Origin of the sequence: Acinetobacter calcoaceticus DSM 30006 = CIP 81.8 (assembly GCF_000368965.1) — a bacterium.
Classification (GTDB): Bacteria; Pseudomonadota; Gammaproteobacteria; order Pseudomonadales; family Moraxellaceae; genus Acinetobacter; species Acinetobacter calcoaceticus.
In genome coordinates this window covers 247,193-263,523 of the sequence record NZ_KB849779.1, presented here as the reverse complement: position 1 = coordinate 263,523, position 16,331 = coordinate 247,193, and the positions used below count along the sequence as shown (strand labels likewise).

Sequence of the window (16,331 nt, the reverse complement as noted above, 5' to 3'; positions counted from 1 at the left end):
TAAGAGATATTTACTTTGCCGAGTAGGTAAAATAGAACAAAAGCATGGGTTAAAATGTTTATAAAAAGTATAGAATAAATAAAAAATAATATTTACTTATACTTTTTATAAAGGTGTTCTTATTAATCATCTACTTAAAAATAAAATATAGCTTTTCTGATTAAGTGTGAGTTAAGTTTTTATCTAGATGAAATACTTTCGTGAGTTGGTCAATGAACTTTTGGACGCCTAAAGACTGTGAGTTTTTACGGTAATTTACGAATAAATCCAGCGTTGGTAACTCGATATCAAGTGGGCGGACTACCGTATTTTTGATTCCTAAAGGTGCCACGTAGGCAGGTAAAATAGTACAACCTAATCCAGAACCAAGAGAGTTAATATTAAACAACATGCTATCTGCTTTTTGAACAATATTGAGGTCAATATTGTGAGTTTTGGCAAAGTCTAGAATAGTGTTATGTAATGTTTGTGACTGCTCGGCAGCAGGAATAATAAAATCAACGCCTTGTAAGGCATGGACAGGAATTCGGTCATATTGAGTAAGTGGATGATTTTTAGGAAGTAAAAAAATCAGGGGTTCAGTCAAAACAAATTGGCTTTGGATCTCATCACTATTTGTATTTTCTCGGGTAAAGGTAATGTCCAACTCACCTTTTTTTAAGGCTTTAAGTTGTTCAGTATTGTTTAGGTTAGATAATTCAATGATTAGATCGGGGTGCTGTAATCGCAGATTGGGAAGAACGTAAGGGAAAATTTTCATTTCTGCAATGGGGACAAAACCGATACGTAACAGTTGTTGTTTAGCCTTAGAAACCTGTCTTGCTAGAGCAACTGCTTTTTCAGCTTGAGCAAGGGTGAGGCGAGCATGTTCTAAAAATACTACGCCTTCTTCGGTTAACTCAACTTTACGTTTAGTGCGATTTAAAAGTCGTACACCAACATCTTCTTCTAAATCTTTAATCTGTTGGCTAAGGGAGGGTTGTGCGGTAAAAAGTTTAAGAGCGGCTTTACTAAAATTTAATTCTTCAGCAACGGTAATGAAATATCGGAGGTGGCGTAGTTCCATAAGACTAATCCAAAAAATGTCTTACTATGATTTATGTGAAGTATAAAGCATAAAGGGATATAGCGTGAAGATACTTTAGATATTTATAAAATAAATGGAATTTTGATTTTCATTAAGGATTTAATATGGGGAGCTGGGTTTTAATAATTCATAAAATATATTAATTGTTAGATGTTGGATGCATTATCTTTACTTAATCAAAGAAATATTTAAATGTTTTAAATATTAATATGATTGATTCTCATATTATGCAAAAGTGGAGAGTAATAAAATAAATTTATAAATGTACTTTTCTTAGAACTATTAATTTGAAATTGTTACTAAATATTTTCTTCTCTATATGTTGAAGACGCTTTAGGCTGAAAAAATTAGGACTAGGGTAGTGGAGCACAGTAGTTCTATGGCTACTTTCGGTAGCTTACTTATTGTTATGTTATACAAGTGCTCTTAATAAGAATGGTAATTATCGACGCATAAACCCAACACATCTATGTATTTTTTATGGCAAGCTAATTCAACTTATGTTGGCTGTGACCACAATAAAAAGGATATTTATATGATAAATAAGTGTAAGTGCCATAGCTTAATTTGTTTTAATTGTTAAGATAGAAACCTGAACACATCCATTCTGCCGATGCTAAAGCATAGAAAAGCCCATGAAAGACAAGCCGACATTAACATATCAATTGCCGACTCAGTCCTGTTGGACGCATACATGGATAAAACCTCCTTTTTATCATCCCGAGTCAGGGCGTGAATCAGATACACGTTTTTATAACCAACAACCTAAATTACCGGCTAGGGGCTCAAAAGAGCTATTACGTTGGTTAGCCACTCGTGAGTCTTATACATGGAATGTTGATATTCAAAGTGAATATGAAACCCGTATAAATACAGCCGTGGCTTTACCTCAAAATCGACCACATGCAGATTTGGATGATTGGCAAGTTTGGTTTGTTGGGCATGCTACAGTATTAATTCAGATCGGACTTTATAACTTTATTACTGACCCAGTATGGTGTGATTATGCAAGCCCTTTACATGGTCGTGGACCACGCCGTGTATGCCCTGCGGGTTTTGCGTTAGAGCAATTACCGACTATTCATGGTGTTTTACTCAGCCATAATCACTATGACCATATGGACTTGGCTACACTCGATTGGTTGCATAAAAAATTTGCAATGCCGATTTACACAGGATTGGGGAATGGTTTTTATCTACCAAAAGAATTTCATGTGATTGAGATGGATTGGTGGCAAGAAATTCCCTATCACGAATTAAGAATAATCTATACACCTGCACAGCATGGATCGGGCCGTGGTCTACGTGACCAAAATAAAGCACTCTGGGGAGGCTTTTCGGTTGTTGCTAAAACAGGTCATTGTTTTTTTGCAGGGGACACTGGTTATGCAGGGCATTTCAAACAAATACATGCACGTTATGGGGCGCCGCGTGTTGCTTTGCTTCCAATAGGTGCTTATGAGCCACGGGCCTTGATGAGCTATGTGCACATGAATCCACAAGATGCATTACATGCACACTTCGATTTACAGGCCCATCGTTCTGTTGCGATTCATTATCGGACTTTCCAGTTGACTGATGAAGGTCGGGAAGATCCAGAACATGCTTTAGGACAAGCGATCAAAGCTTCATCGAAGCTTGCTAATCCTTTTTACTGCATTCGTGAAGGGCATAAGTTGACTGTGTAACCCCCTAGATCACTTTATATTTAAATTTAAAAAGCCAGTTCAAATTGAACTGGCTTTTTATTATTTTGACCTAAATTAAGCTAAGTCAAAACGGTCAAGATTCATGACTTTAGTCCATGCAGCTACAAAGTCTTGAACAAATTTTTCTTTACCATCTGCCTGAGCATAAACTTCTGCTAAGGCACGCAAGATTGAATTTGAACCGAAGACTAAATCATTACGTGTTGCAGTAAATTTTACTGCACCTGTTTTACGGTCTTTGCCTTCAAATACTTCGTTCGATGAATCAACAGGTGCCCACACCGTAGACATGTCGAGTAAGTTCGTGAAGAAGTCTGTGCTGAGTACACCAACTTGCTGAGTGAATACGCCGTGTTGTGAACCATCCCAGTTGGTACTTAGTACACGTAAACCACCAACCAATGCAGTTAACTCTGGTGCAGTCAAAGTCAGTTGTTGTGCTTTATCAATTAATAATGCTTCAGTTGCTGCATTAACTCCCTCTTTTTTCCAATTTCTAAAACCATCAGCAAGGCCGAGGAGTAATTGGAAAGATTCGACATCAGTTTGACTTTGTAAAGCATCAACACGACCAGGGGCAAATGGAATGCTAATATTGAAGCCTGCCGCTTGAGCAGCTTGCTCTACACCAACGTTACCTGCGAGAACAATTAAATCAGCTAATGACAATTGAGTTGATGCTTTGATTTCTTCAATTTTAGTTAAAGTCTCAATCGCTTTTTGGTTTACTTCCCAATCACGTTGTGGCGATAAAGCAATGCGTGCGCCGTTTGCACCACCGCGTTTATCTCCACCACGGAAAGTTGAGGCTGAAGCCCAACCAAGAGAAACCAACTCTCCAGCAGATAGTCCCAGCGCAACAATTTTCGCTTTAGCATCAGCAATGCTAGCAGAAGATGGTATAGCGCTGGCAGTCGGTAATGGATCTTGCCAAATTAAGTCCTCAGCAGGAATTTCTGGACCTAAATAACGTGCTTTTGGACCCATATCGCGGTGAGTTAATTTAAACCATGCACGGGCAAAAGCATTAGCGAAAGCTTGTGGGTCGTTATGGAAGCGACGAGAGATCTTTTCAAACTCAGGATCAAAACGTAAGGTCAAATCTGTAGTGAGCATTGTTGGCTTACGTTTAATTGATGGGTCGAATGGATCTGGGATGATCGCTTCAGCATCTGCTGCTACCCATTGAATTGCACCAGCAGGTGAACGTTCTTGTACCCACTCGTATTTGAATAGGTTTTCAAAGAAGTAATTGCTCCATTGGGTTGGAGTTTGCGACCAAATAACTTCTAAGCCAGAAGTGATTGCGTCTTTACCAACACCTGTGCCAAAGCTATTTGACCAGCCAAAGCCCATCTGTTCAATTGGTGCTCCTTCAGGATCAGCCTGAACATGATCAGCAGAGCCAGCACCATGAGTTTTACCTAAGGTATGACCGCCAGCAATCAATGCAACAATTTCTTCATCATCCATTGCCATGTTGCCGAAAGTCGCACGAATAAATGGTGCAGCCGATTTTGGATCGCCACTGGCTTGTGGACCTTCAGGGTTCACATAAATTAGACCCATTTCAGTTGCAGCTAGATTGCTGCCTTCCAATGCTTCAGAGTTACGATGAGCTAACCATTCTTTTTCATCGCCCCAGTTTACATCGTTGTCTGGTTCCCAAACATCTTCACGACCCGCACCAAAACCAAAGGTACGGAAGCCAGAAGACTCAAGCGCAATGTTACCCGCAAGAATAAATAAATCTGCCCACGATATTTTTTGACCGTATTTTTGTTTAACTGGCCATAGCAAGCGGCGTGCTTTATCTAAGCTCGCATTGTCAGGCCAACTATTTAATGGTGCAAAACGTTGTTGGCCGCGACCAGCGCCACCACGGCCATCGCCCATACGATATGTACCAGCAGCATGCCATGCTAAACGAATAAATAAGCCTGTATAATTTCCCCAATCGGCTGGCCACCAATCTTGGGAATCGGTTAACACATTTTTGATATCAGCTTTGAGTGCGTAGTAGTCAATTTTTTTAAATTCTTCGCGGTAATTAAAATCTTTACCAAGTGGATTAGAACGTTCTGAATGTTGATTGAGCAAGTCAACGCGTAATTGTTTTGGCCACCAATGTAAACTAGGCGTACCACCACCGACCGTTACTTCCGGTTTTGAGTTATGACCTGAAAAAGGACATTTTGATTCGTCTGACATGGTTATATTCTCTCTGGGTAATAATTATTGAGCTCTTGATAAAGTAGTAGGGCTCATTTTCCTGGACTTCTGGGTTAAAAACTCATGTTTATCAAATAAAGAAATGAGTGAACAAATGGTGAGAGAAACCGTTTAAAAATTCTTTTCACTGAGATGTTAGCTCATTATTTTTTATTTAATAATGCATCAGATTCCTTTAATTGTTATTCCTCCAATTTACTGTATGAAGGTGAAAAAACAAGAGGAAAAATAAGCTGAAGGCTGTAAATAATGATGCATAGAATTACCTCTTCAATTGTTGGAACAACGTAAGTAAGACCTTTTAATAACGCTCTTTAAATATACTAGAAGTAGAAGTCTTATTTTTCAAATGGATTAAACTGGAAGTATTGATTTGAAAAACCGATTGTATTTTTGTTTAATTTAAAAAGTAGGGTAGAACTGAGAGTGAAAAGAAATTTTTATATTCAGTGATCGTAGAAGCTATCTAAAATAAATAAAGGAGAGCATTGCTCTCCTTTATTGTTTATATATTAAACATTTACGATTCGATTTGATTTGACCATATCTGCTAAACCGTGAGTTTTAAAGTAGTACTCAAGCCAGCTTTTTACAATGAGTGGATTATTCATTTTCATAACATCATCAAGTAGTTTTTGTGCATCTGTCATAGGTACATGACAAATTGCTTTTCGTACTCGCAAAATGTTACTCGAACTCATTGAAAGGGTATTAAAGCCCATCGCCATGAGCAGAATTGCCGATAATGGATCACCTGCCATTTCACCACAAATACTAATAGGTTTTTTGTATTCATGACATTCTTTAACTAAGCGAGTTAAAGCACGTAGAACGGATGGGTGGAAGTGCGAGTAAACGTTTGCCACATGTGGATTATTACGGTCAACTGCAAGTAAATATTGAGTTAAGTCATTTGAACCGACCGAGAAGAAATCGACAAGTTTAGCAAACTCATCAATTTGTAGTAGTACGCTTGGTACCTCAACCATAATTCCAATTTTTGGCTTGGTAATTTTAACTTGCTCTTCTTCTTGCACCGCCATCCAGTCACGCTCAAGTAAATAAAGTACTTCTTCGACTTCACTTACTGTAGTCACCATTGGCAATAAAATATGCAAATTATTTAAACCAATACTGGCTTTGAGCATTGCGCGAATTTGTGACGAAAAAATCTCGGGATGATCGAGCGTGAAACGAATACCACGCCATCCTAATGCCGAGTTTTCTTCTTCAATACTGAAGTAAGGCAAGTCTTTATCGGCACCAATATCCAGAGTTCGCATTACCACAGGTTTGTTGGCGAAGTGACTCAATTGTTGACGATAGATTGCACGTTGTTCTTCTTCACCAGGGAAACGTTCCCTTAACATGAATGGAATTTCACTTCGGTATAGACCCACACCTTGAGCACCGCGTTGTACACCGCGAACCACATCAATCATAAGGCCTGTGTTTACGTAAAGTGGAACAGATACACCATCTGGAGTAATCGCTTCTCTTGTCTCGTATTGTTTGAGATCTTTTGCGATCTGCTCATCTTCTTTTTGAATTTCTTTGTAACGTTGGCGTAAACGACGTGGAGGATTTACAAAAATACGGCCTTGATAAGCATCCACAATCATTTCTGCATCATCAAGTGTGTTAACTGGCAGCTCAGTGACGCCAACCACAGTTGGAATTCCTAGTGCTCGAGCCACAATCACCATGTGTGAGTTGGCAGCACCTTCTGAGGTTACGATCGCCGCAATATTATCAACTGGTAGTTCGACTAGTGCCGCAGTACTAATTTCTTCACCAATTAAAATACTGTCTGGGCTTAGCTCACGGTGGCTAGAATCTTCTTCTTGCAGCGAGGCTAAAATACGACGGCCTAAATCTTTAAGATCAGAAACTCGCTCACGAAGATAGTCATCTTCCATTTGTGCAAATAGGGCAGTGTGCTTTTCAATGACACGACGCACAGCCCCTTGTGCCCAATGTCCGTCACGAATGAGTTCTTTAATTTCTGCCGGCAATGCATTTTCATCTAGCATTCTTAAGAAAACACTAAATAAAGCGCGTTCTTCTGCCATTAATGAATCATGCATTTTTTCATCTAAAGAACGAATCTCTGAACGAACTGATGAAATGGCTTGATCTAAAAGTCGAAGTTCATGACTAATATCTTCTGCTTCACGGTCAGGTACTGAACCCAAATCGGCAGGTGGATATAAAATAATAGCGCGACCTAAAGCAACACCGCCTGCACCTGAAGCACCTTGAAAGGTTTTATAGGCAGGGCCATTACTTGGTTTACGAAATACGTCAATATTTCCAACCGCGTGAGCATGGGCAATAACACCAGAAAGCTGGGCACACAAAGTAACTAAAAATGACTCGGCTGCTTCGCTAAAATCTTGAGGAAGTTTGTTTTGTACAACCAAAACACCCATAACCTTACGGCGATACATGACAGGTACGCCGAGGAATGAGTTGTAAATTTCTTCACCTGTTTCAGGTAAATACATGAAACGCTCATGTTTTGGTGCATTGTCAAGGTTAACTATTTCTTCACGTTGCCCGACCAGACCAACCAAGCCTTCACCGAGTTGCAGTGAAACATGGCCCACAGATTCTGGATTTAAGCCTTTAGAGGCCATCAATACATAGCGCTGATTGCGTTCATCGAGTAAATAAATAGAGCAAACATCCACTTTCATGGCCTCAGCAACCTGATTGACCATGGTGTCTAATGATTCATGCAAACTGACGGACGCATTAACTTCTTGGACAATGCGCCGTAGAGTGTCGAGTTGCATGTTTGACATGGATGTATACTCCAGTATTTTTTAGACTATGAATGTATTTATAACAGCACTTTCAATAAAAATCATTTGCTAGATAAATGATTTTTAGGGTAATTGTTGCATCGGCAACTGTGTACACAACTCCACCATGGCTTTGCGATAAACATCACGCTTGAAGTTCACCACTTGTCCAAGAGGATACCAATAGCTAACCCACTGCCATTCATCGAATTCGGGTGGGTCAGAGAGGTCTAACTGAATATTTCTTGCATGCGCAGTCAATTTCAGTAAAAACCATTTTTGTTTCTGTCCGATACATACGGGGTCAGAGTCTGACCGAATGTACCTATGTGGCAAACGATAACGCAGCCATCCTTTGGTTTGCGCAATAATCTGGACATGTTCGGGCAATAAGCCGATTTCTTCTCTCAGTTCTCGAAAAAGTGCCTGTTCAGGGGTTTCTCCAAACTGAATGCCTCCTTGTGGAAATTGCCAAGCATTGTGACCAATGCGCTTTGCCCATAAAACCTGTCCATCATCGTTTGCCAAAATGATCCCGACATTCGGTCGGAAACCTTCTGAATCGATCATTTGGCTACCTAAATATTGTCTATATCGTTGACTTTAATCGCGGGGACAAACACTTTTTTATGTCCAGCTCGAAAAGATCAAAGTAAAATGTTTAAATTGCTACGATCTTAACGAATTTCTATCGACTAGCGGAGATAGATTTACATTTTTTTTCTTAAATTTCAGTTTAAACGAGAATTTTCATGAAACTGGCGTTGTTTGATTTAGACCATACCTTGTTAAATACCGATTCAGACCACTCGTGGGGTGAATTTTTAGTCAATGAAGGTTTGGTTGATCCGGTTCATCATCGTCAGATGAATGATAAATTTTATGAAGATTACAAAGCAGGGCAACTTGACCCTTATGCTTATAATGAATTTGTCTTTGGATTTTTAACAAAGCACGACAATAACTACTTAACCGAGCTTCACCAATTGTTCATGCAAAAAGTTATTCGTCCACAAATGCGTCCAAAAGGTTTTGATGCAATCAAAAAGCATCAGGACCTTGGACATACAATTGTTGGGATTACGGCAACAAGTGATTTTATTACTGCGCCAATTTTCCGTGAATTTGGCATTACCGAAATTTTGGCAACGAATGCTGAAGTTGCAGATGGGAAATATACAGGTAAAGTTGCGGGTTTGGCGTGTTATCAAAAAGGTAAACTTGCACGTCTCGACGAATGGTTGGCTGGACGCAGTGTATCTGAATCTTGGGCATATTCAGACTCAATCAACGATCGCTTTTTACTTGAATATGCGACCCATGCGATTGCAGTAAATCCTGATGATCGCCTTGAAAAGCTGGCTCAAGAAAATAGCTGGGAAATTCAAGACTGGTCGATTTAAGATTGTGGAGTTGGAAGAGTAGCTTGTAAAGCTTTGAGGTCTTCCAACTCTTAATTAGTTATATTTAAAATCATTTTTTGAATGTTTTTTATAAATCTCGTTCCAAAAGTAGATATGAGTATGTCTAATAAAAAATAAATTTTATCTTGGTAAAGGTTTAAGAATATAAAAAATTCTAATTTAAAAATGAGGGAATAATGCCAAAAACAGTACAAATTAAATTACCAAAACAACTTTGGAATGATGAAAGTATTGATTTAACACGTCATAGCTATCGGGGGAAATTACTTAATAAAAGCGAAGGCTTCAAATTAGGTAAGGCTCAACGTAAAAAAGTTCCGAGAGAACAGTTATCAGAGCTTTCTGAGCGACCAAAAGGTATAACTGCTTTAACAATCTATGATTGGAGTAATCAAGGGCGTTTAGAGCAGCTCAAACCAATTCGTGCAAAACGAATGAGTGTTTCACCGTTTACATTTTATCGTGGTATGCCTTCTTTGATGCTGTTTGATCAAGCTTGGGAGCAGATGAACTCCGGCTTGTTTCAACAGATTTGTGGCGATTGTCATTTAAGTAATTTTGGTGGGTTTGCTAGCCCGGAACGTAACTTGTTGTTTGGAATCAATGATTTTGATGAGACTTTGGTTGCCCCATTTGAATGGGATTTAAAGCGTTTAGCAACCAGTTTTGTGATTGCGGCTCGTGATATTGATCTTGCAGATAAAGTGGGTTTAAAAGCAATTAAAACGATGTTGAATAGTTATCGTCAGCACTTATTAGAAAATACGAAACTTTCGCCTCTACAAGTTTGGTATGAAAAAGTTGATGCCAGTACCTTATTAGAAAACACTGAATGCCGAAAACTGAGAAAGAAACGCGCGAAGCATCTTGATTCAGCGCAGAAGAGAAATGCATATTCTGTTTTACCGAAGCTCACACAGCAAGATCAAGATACGGGATCTCGTCATTTTGTGGATGATGCGCCGTTATTATGGCATCCAAAGGCAGATGAACCGTTCAGTAAAGATGTTGATGCATTCTTTCAGCAATATCGAGATTCTTTGAAATATGATCGCCAAGTACTTTTTGATCGTTATCAACGGACCGATGTGGCTTTGAAAGTGGTTGGTGTCGGAAGTGTGGGTACACGATCCGCGATTGCATTATTTCAGGATGCAGATCGGGAACCGTTAATTTTACAAATGAAAGAAGCGAATCCATCGATTCTTAGTCCGTTATTTGTAGAAAAAGCAAAACATGAAGGCGAGCGCGTGATACATGGCCAGCAACTCATGCAAGCTGCCAGTGACATCTTCCTTGGATTTTCTTCAACCCCCAATCAACATTTTCATGTACGTCAGTTACGTGATATGAAAATTTCGGTTGATCTTAGTGATATGGATGATGAGTATTTCAATGAGTATGCTGAAAGTTGTGGTTTGGCTTTAGCTCATGCCCATGCTAAGTCTGGAAATGCTGATGTACTTATGGGATATCTTGGAGAGGGCAGTACGATCGTAGAAGTATTGCAAGCGTATGCAGAGGAGTATGCGGAGCGCAATTTAAATGACTATCATCAATTTATGAATGAAGTTGCAGATGGTAAGATTTCGCTCGCTGGAGATGATGCACTTTAAGAATAAGTATGCTGCTACAGATGACATGAAATAATTTGAAAGGTTAGAGAAAAAATGTTTAATAAAATTATGTCTGGTTTGGGTCTTCAAGGCGTAACGGTAGAAACTGTTTTACACAATCCAAACTTACAAGCAGGCGAGACACTGCATGGGGAAATTAGCTTCAAGGGGGGGGCATCTGATAAAGAGATTAATGGTCTTTATTTGAAGTTGATGACGATGGCAGAAGTTGAATCTGGTGACCATGAGTTTAATCAACCTTTGGTCTTACAAGAGTGGTTAGTGAATTCTCGATTTTTACTGCCAGCACATCAAGCTCATTCTTTCCCTTTCAGTATTCAATTACCATTTGAGACACCGATTACCGAAGTCGCTTGTCGACGAAATGGTACACGTGTTTGGATTCAAACTCATATGGATGTTGATTGGGGATTAGATGCAACTGATCGTGATTATTTAAAAGTGCTGCCAACTCCCGCTATGCAAATGTTTTTGCAGGCCATGCAGCGATGTAGCTTTATTTTATCAACAGTTGATGTCGAAAAAGGTCAACTTACTGCACGAAATTTTAGATCAACCATTGGTTGTTACCAAGAGCTTGAATTTGTCTCTTCACATATGTTTAGTGGGTTTAATGAGGTGGAAGTCTCTTTCGTTGCTGAACCTAATCAAACGCACGTTATGCTTGAAGTTGACCGTCATTTTCGATCAGATCAACTCTTAACGATGACTATTCCGCATCATATGCTTGATGAAAACCAAATTGTGCAACAAATTCGAAGCCTATTGCAGCTTGGATAAGTGAAATTAGGTGCATCAAATGAGAGCTTTTTATTAACTTGAAAAGAGCCTTATATTTAAATCGCTTTTGCTGCATTGAGAGTAAGGGCGATTTAAAGCGGTCGTGATGATGTGTGAGGATATGATGGATAATCAGAACGAGACCGAAGAAAAGAAGACCCGTAGTGGCAATCTTCTTGAAGAATTTGGTGGGCAACTGATTGACGGTTTCATCACACTCATTGGTGAACTCTTCATTTACATTATTTTTTTATTATTTTCAGGTACTTTACTCGGTATTATCTTTGCCGCTATTTTCTTTGGTTGGGGCGTATTATTTTTACTATTACCTTTTGCTGTTCTAGTTTATATCCTTTTTAAAAAATATAGTCGCTAATAATCAACTACTCCTGCATCATTTTAATCAGTTCCTGCATAGCTCTGGATTGAGTGCGCGCAGGATGCCATACCATGCCTAATTGGCGATTCATTTTTACATCTAAATCAAGTTGTTGCATATCCTGATTCAACAGAGTTTTTGGTAAAACTGACCAACCTAAACCAATAGACACCAACATACGAATAGACTCAAGCGGGTTATTGCTCATGGTGATTTTTGGTTTAAGCCCTTGTTTTTCAAACTCGGCTAAAGTGATTTGAGCAGTGTAAGTTTGTGCAGCGGGTAACAAGCTCGGATATTCAATTAAATCTTGTAAGGTCAGATTCTTTTTTTGTGCCAATGGATGAAAAGGGGCAGCAACAAAAACTAAAGGATCATTCCAGATGGTAATGTAGTTAAGACGCTCATCACCTGAAGGGGGAAGTGTTAAAAATGCTAACTCTAAATCACCGGCAAGCACTTTTTCATGCGCTTGCTCTGAGTCAACAAAATGCACATCTAAGGTGACCTGAGGAAATTGCTGAACAAAGTGTTTAAGGGGAGCGGGTAAATGATGCAAACCAATGTGGTGACTGGTTCCAATTTTTAAACGGCCTTGTATCTGTGTTTGCTCATGGCTTAGGGTGTGATGGATATCTCCAAGCTCATTTAGCCAGTTTTTAACTTTTGGTAATAATGAATGAGCGGCATGTGTTGCTTGAACGCCTCGGCCTGCCGACTCAAATAGTTTTACACCAAAATATTCTTCTAAGCTGTGAATCCTTTTAGTTACAGCAGGTTGAGTAATAAATAGTTGATCTACTGCCACAGAGATAGACCCTGTTTCCATAACTTTTACAAAAGCTTCAAAGGCTGCAAGATTCATAATACAACTCAACTTGGAATAGAAAAATCGAGGGGCTAAAGTTGCCAAGCCAAAATCGTATCATGCTTGCAGCAAAACGAGTTAGAAAGTTATGAATTACCGCACTAATCTTAGCCTAAGCCGTTGTCTCTTTCTCAGCTAAGGCTGAAATGCGGCGGTCTTTAGCTGCCCATACTTTTTCATGAAAGAAGAAAGCAAATGCTTGTACGGTTGGCTCAAGCATACTTAAGGTTAAAGCCATCCAGATATTACCTGTTACAAAGTATGCAACTATCATCGCTACGCTAATATGCATAATGTAATAGCTGAAGGTTTTCTTTAAGGTACGTTGATTATTTACAACGAATTTTTGAATATTAGCCATGATCATTCTCTTTAGCCACTTCGGATATTTTTAGTATAGAGATGAGAGTATAAGATTAAAAATTGATTATGCAAATGATAATCATTAACAAAAACGATTTATTAAATTTGCTGTGTATAGAAGGGATTATGATTAATTCCAAAAAGTTTTCTAATTTATAAAAATGATAAATTAGATTTATGTGAAACTCTGGCTATAATCGAAGAAAGATTAGAATTACCCAGTCCAATGGAGGAAGACGACATGGCAGGCAAAACTTTATATGACAAATTGTGGGATGACCACGTTGTTTCACAGCGTGATGATGGCTCATGTTTACTTTATATTGACCGTCATTTATTGCATGAAGTGACTAGTCCACAAGCATTTGAAGGTTTGCAACTTGCGGGTCGTCAACCATGGCGTTTAAGTGCAAACGTTGCTACACCAGACCATAACGTTCCAACATCTAAAAAGGAACGTGAGCAAGGCATCGCGGGTATTGAAGATGATACGTCTCGTATTCAGGTTCAAACCTTAGATGACAATTGTAAAGCCTTTAATATTGTTGAATTTAATATTAACGATATCCGTCAGGGTATTGTGCACGTAGTTGGCCCAGAACAAGGTTTAACTTTACCGGGCATGACCGTAGTGTGTGGTGATTCACATACAGCAACACACGGTGCTTTTGGTTGTTTGGCACATGGTATCGGAACTTCTGAAGTTGAACATGTGTTAGCAACACAATGTTTGATTCAGAAAAAATCTAAAAATATGTTAATCCGTGTAGATGGCGTATTAGGCAAAGGTGTGACACCAAAAGATGTGGTGTTGGCAATTATTGCTAAAATTGGTACCGCAGGTGGTACAGGCTATGCCATTGAATTTGGTGGTCAGGTGTTCCGTGATATGTCGATTGAAGGACGTATGACGGTATGTAACATGGCGATTGAAGCGGGTGCTCGTGTAGGCATGGTTGCTGTTGATGACAAAACCGTTGAATACGTGAAAGGCCGTAGCTATGCACCAAAAGGCGAGCAGTGGGAACAAGCAGTTGCTTACTGGGACACTTTGCATTCAGATGAAGATGCTACCTTTGATGCTGTAGTTGAATTAAATGGTGCAGAGATCGAACCACAAGTGTCTTGGGGAACTTCACCTGAGATGGTTATTTCGGTAACAGAAGCTGTACCAACTTTAGAACAAGCCAAAGATGATGTTCAACGCAATGATTGGACACGTGCTTATCAATATATGGGTTTAAATGCAGGTCAGGCATTAGCTGATATTCAACTTGACCGTGTCTTTATTGGTTCTTGTACTAACTCTCGTATTGAAGATATCCGTGCTGCGGCTGAGGTGGTTAAAGGCCGTAAAGTGGCATCTAGCATTAAGCAAGCCATGATTGTTCCGGGTTCAGGTTTAGTTAAACAACAGGCAGAGAAAGAAGGCTTAGATAAAATCTTCTTGGAAGCTGGTTTTGAATGGCGTGAACCAGGTTGTTCAATGTGTTTAGCAATGAATGCAGATAAATTACAGCCAGGCGAACACTGTGCATCGACGTCTAACCGTAACTTTGAAGGTCGTCAAGGCAATGGTGGTCGCACTCACTTGGTGAGCCCAGCAATGGCGGCAGCGGCTGCAATCGCAGGTCACTTTGTTGATGTTCGTTCATTTTAATTCGGTCTGGAGCAAACCATGAAAGCTTATACAGTTGAACAAGGTATCGTTGCACCATTAGATCGTGCCAATGTTGATACAGATTTAATTATTCCAAAACAGTTTTTGAAATCAATCAAACGTACTGGTTTTGGCGATAACTTATTTGATGAACTTCGTTATTTAGATGAAGGCTATCCGGGACAAGATAATTCAGTTCGTCCAAAAAATCCGGATTTCGTTTTGAATCAACCACGTTATCAAGGAGCAAATGTTTTAATTGCTCGTACTAACTTCGGTTGTGGTTCAAGTCGTGAGCATGCACCTTGGGCATTGAATGAATACGGTTTTCGTACTGTTATTGCGCCAAGCTTTGCTGATATTTTCTTTAATAACTGTTTCAAAAATGGCATGTTACCTGTCATTTTGTCAGAAGAAATTGTTGATCAGTTATTTAAAGAATGCGCTGCCAATGAAGGATATCAATTAACAATTGATTTAGCGGCTCAGGAAGTGCGTACCCCAACAGGTGAAGCTTTTAAATTTGAAGTTGACCCATTTCGCAAGCATTGCTTGTTAAATGGCTTGGATGATATTGGTTTAACGCTTCAAAATGCGGATGCAATTCGCGCTTATGAAGAAAAAACTAAACAGGTTCGTCCTTGGGTATTCCAAGAGTTAAATTAACCTTTTGGTACATTTTAAACATAGCCATGGCGTAGTGTTCAAACTCTTGCTAACATGCTAAAGCATAAAAACACCTTAAAATTATGCACTAGATGAGGATTGGGCTTGAACAATGAAGAGGAACGTTACTCATAGCTTTTTGTTGAGCCTGTGCGCAATAACACTCAGTGCTTGTCAGAGCACGTACAATGTAGTGGATACTGTCCGTATTAAGCAGGCTGAACAAGAAAATTTGGGGCAGAATGCAGCAATATATTGTTCGGGTGCGAAGAGTTGTGAATTTGAACGACTAAACGATATTACTGTAGTGGATGCGCAAACACGACGAATTAGTAATCAGGCAATTCATCAAGGAATTGTACGGTTGCACGGTTCAGTGCTTGGGCAAACCAACAGTTTATATTTATCTGTGCCTGCTAAACAATATGAAGTGGTGATCCGTTTCTATCCGATTTCTCCAGATCGAGCTGAAACAATCCATGTGATTCACCAGTTTAATGCCAACCATCGCTATACATTTAAAATGTACCGAGACAAAACTAACCGTTCGGGTAGTTTGCTGAATGTTTCTGTGCCAGATCCATTATGTGTCGATTTAGAGCAAGATGAGCGTGTTATTCGCCGTTTTTGCCGACCATTTGATGTAACAACAGGGCTAGGCGAGTTCCTTGAACAGAAAAAACTAACACCGCGGTCGTCATAACACTGCTTGTTTTTTG

At 39.3% G+C, this 16,331-nt stretch carries 14 protein-coding genes; 8 read left to right on the top strand and 6 right to left on the bottom strand.

The window, feature by feature from the left end; translation table 11 throughout:
* Window positions 1-160: 160 nt before the first annotated feature.
* The gene (hcaR, locus tag F936_RS03630; RefSeq protein ID WP_004640965.1) at window positions 161-1,066 is read right to left on the bottom strand and encodes a DNA-binding transcriptional regulator HcaR; all 906 of its coding nucleotides are present in this window, start codon (window positions 1,064-1,066) and stop codon (window positions 161-163) included.
* 656 nt (window positions 1,067-1,722) lie between these two features.
* Between hcaR and F936_RS03625 the strand changes: the two genes are divergently transcribed.
* Window positions 1,723-2,775, top strand: coding sequence for an MBL fold metallo-hydrolase (locus F936_RS03625; RefSeq protein WP_005044986.1), 1,053 nt, complete (start codon window positions 1,723-1,725; stop codon window positions 2,773-2,775).
* A gap of 75 nt (window positions 2,776-2,850) precedes the next feature.
* Here the strand turns inward: F936_RS03625 and katG are convergent, their stop codons facing one another.
* From katG to F936_RS03610, 3 genes are all read right to left on the bottom strand, one after another.
* Window positions 2,851-5,007, bottom strand: coding sequence for a catalase/peroxidase HPI (katG, locus tag F936_RS03620; RefSeq protein ID WP_005044985.1), 2,157 nt, complete (start codon window positions 5,005-5,007; stop codon window positions 2,851-2,853).
* 533 nt (window positions 5,008-5,540) lie between these two features.
* Window positions 5,541-7,835 (bottom strand): phosphoenolpyruvate--protein phosphotransferase, encoded by a 2,295-nt coding sequence (ptsP, locus tag F936_RS03615; protein ID WP_005044984.1) that lies wholly within the window; start codon window positions 7,833-7,835, stop codon window positions 5,541-5,543.
* An 84-nt stretch (window positions 7,836-7,919) separates the two neighbouring features.
* Window positions 7,920-8,405, bottom strand: a complete 486-nt coding sequence (locus tag F936_RS03610; protein ID WP_003654696.1) for an RNA pyrophosphohydrolase — start codon at window positions 8,403-8,405, stop codon at window positions 7,920-7,922.
* A gap of 182 nt (window positions 8,406-8,587) precedes the next feature.
* On the opposite strand from F936_RS03610, the gene F936_RS03605 reads away from it, so the two are divergent.
* The 4 genes from F936_RS03605 to F936_RS03590 all read left to right on the top strand — a co-directional run bounded on the left by F936_RS03605 (window position 8,588) and on the right by F936_RS03590 (window position 12,052).
* Window positions 8,588-9,238: an HAD family hydrolase gene (locus tag F936_RS03605; protein ID WP_005044982.1), complete on the top strand. Its 651-nt coding sequence runs from the start codon at window positions 8,588-8,590 to the stop codon at window positions 9,236-9,238.
* 197 nt (window positions 9,239-9,435) lie between these two features.
* A complete protein-coding gene (locus F936_RS03600) occupies window positions 9,436-10,875 on the top strand; it encodes a DUF2252 domain-containing protein (RefSeq protein WP_005044980.1) in 1,440 nt (479 codons plus the stop codon).
* 54 nt (window positions 10,876-10,929) lie between these two features.
* Window positions 10,930-11,676 (top strand): sporulation protein, encoded by a 747-nt coding sequence (locus tag F936_RS03595; protein WP_003654702.1) that lies wholly within the window; start codon window positions 10,930-10,932, stop codon window positions 11,674-11,676.
* Window positions 11,677-11,800: 124 nt separating this feature from the next.
* Entirely contained in the window at window positions 11,801-12,052 is a 252-nt protein-coding gene (locus F936_RS03590) for a hypothetical protein (protein ID WP_005044977.1), read from the top strand.
* 7 nt (window positions 12,053-12,059) lie between these two features.
* Here F936_RS03590 and F936_RS03585 read toward each other — a convergent pair whose 3' ends face one another.
* Together F936_RS03585 and F936_RS03580 are read right to left on the bottom strand one after the other, a co-directional pair.
* Window positions 12,060-12,920, bottom strand: coding sequence for a LysR family transcriptional regulator (locus F936_RS03585; RefSeq protein WP_005044976.1), 861 nt, complete (start codon window positions 12,918-12,920; stop codon window positions 12,060-12,062).
* Window positions 12,921-13,035: 115 nt separating this feature from the next.
* Window positions 13,036-13,290 carry a DUF2061 domain-containing protein gene (locus tag F936_RS03580; protein WP_003654707.1) on the bottom strand — a complete coding sequence of 85 codons (255 nt, stop codon included), beginning with the start codon at window positions 13,288-13,290 and terminating at the stop codon, window positions 13,036-13,038.
* Window positions 13,291-13,527: 237 nt separating this feature from the next.
* Here F936_RS03580 and leuC point away from each other — a divergent pair, with 237 nt between their 5' ends.
* The 3 genes from leuC to F936_RS03565 all read left to right on the top strand — a co-directional run bounded on the left by leuC (window position 13,528) and on the right by F936_RS03565 (window position 16,315).
* The gene (gene leuC, locus F936_RS03575; protein WP_005044960.1) at window positions 13,528-14,946 is read left to right on the top strand and encodes a 3-isopropylmalate dehydratase large subunit; all 1,419 of its coding nucleotides are present in this window, start codon (window positions 13,528-13,530) and stop codon (window positions 14,944-14,946) included.
* A gap of 18 nt (window positions 14,947-14,964) precedes the next feature.
* On the top strand, window positions 14,965-15,612 hold the full coding sequence (gene leuD / locus F936_RS03570) for a 3-isopropylmalate dehydratase small subunit (protein ID WP_003654711.1): 648 nt from the start codon (window positions 14,965-14,967) through the stop codon (window positions 15,610-15,612).
* A 112-nt stretch (window positions 15,613-15,724) separates the two neighbouring features.
* The gene (locus tag F936_RS03565; RefSeq protein WP_003654712.1) at window positions 15,725-16,315 is read left to right on the top strand and encodes a hypothetical protein; all 591 of its coding nucleotides are present in this window, start codon (window positions 15,725-15,727) and stop codon (window positions 16,313-16,315) included.
* Window positions 16,316-16,331: the final 16 nt, after the last annotated feature.

What these genes read in the sequence shown, in the direction of transcription:
- F936_RS03600 (WP_005044980.1), top strand. Translation starts at nt 9,436, where the DNA reads ATGCCAAAAACAGTACAAATTAAATTACCAAAACAACTTTGGAATGAT.
- F936_RS03580 (WP_003654707.1), bottom strand. Translation starts at nt 13,290, where the DNA reads ATGATCATGGCTAATATTCAAAAATTCGTTGTAAATAATCAACGTACC.
- F936_RS03590 (WP_005044977.1), top strand. Translation starts at nt 11,801, where the DNA reads ATGGATAATCAGAACGAGACCGAAGAAAAGAAGACCCGTAGTGGCAAT.
- F936_RS03625 (WP_005044986.1), top strand. Translation starts at nt 1,723, where the DNA reads ATGAAAGACAAGCCGACATTAACATATCAATTGCCGACTCAGTCCTGT.
- leuC (WP_005044960.1), top strand. Translation starts at nt 13,528, where the DNA reads ATGGCAGGCAAAACTTTATATGACAAATTGTGGGATGACCACGTTGTT.
- ptsP (WP_005044984.1), bottom strand. Translation starts at nt 7,835, where the DNA reads ATGTCAAACATGCAACTCGACACTCTACGGCGCATTGTCCAAGAAGTT.
- katG (WP_005044985.1), bottom strand. Translation starts at nt 5,007, where the DNA reads ATGTCAGACGAATCAAAATGTCCTTTTTCAGGTCATAACTCAAAACCG.
- F936_RS03605 (WP_005044982.1), top strand. Translation starts at nt 8,588, where the DNA reads ATGAAACTGGCGTTGTTTGATTTAGACCATACCTTGTTAAATACCGAT.
- F936_RS03610 (WP_003654696.1), bottom strand. Translation starts at nt 8,405, where the DNA reads ATGATCGATTCAGAAGGTTTCCGACCGAATGTCGGGATCATTTTGGCA.
- F936_RS03565 (WP_003654712.1), top strand. Translation starts at nt 15,725, where the DNA reads ATGAAGAGGAACGTTACTCATAGCTTTTTGTTGAGCCTGTGCGCAATA.
- F936_RS03585 (WP_005044976.1), bottom strand. Translation starts at nt 12,920, where the DNA reads ATGAATCTTGCAGCCTTTGAAGCTTTTGTAAAAGTTATGGAAACAGGG.
- leuD (WP_003654711.1), top strand. Translation starts at nt 14,965, where the DNA reads ATGAAAGCTTATACAGTTGAACAAGGTATCGTTGCACCATTAGATCGT.
- F936_RS03595 (WP_003654702.1), top strand. Translation starts at nt 10,930, where the DNA reads ATGTTTAATAAAATTATGTCTGGTTTGGGTCTTCAAGGCGTAACGGTA.
- hcaR (WP_004640965.1), bottom strand. Translation starts at nt 1,066, where the DNA reads ATGGAACTACGCCACCTCCGATATTTCATTACCGTTGCTGAAGAATTA.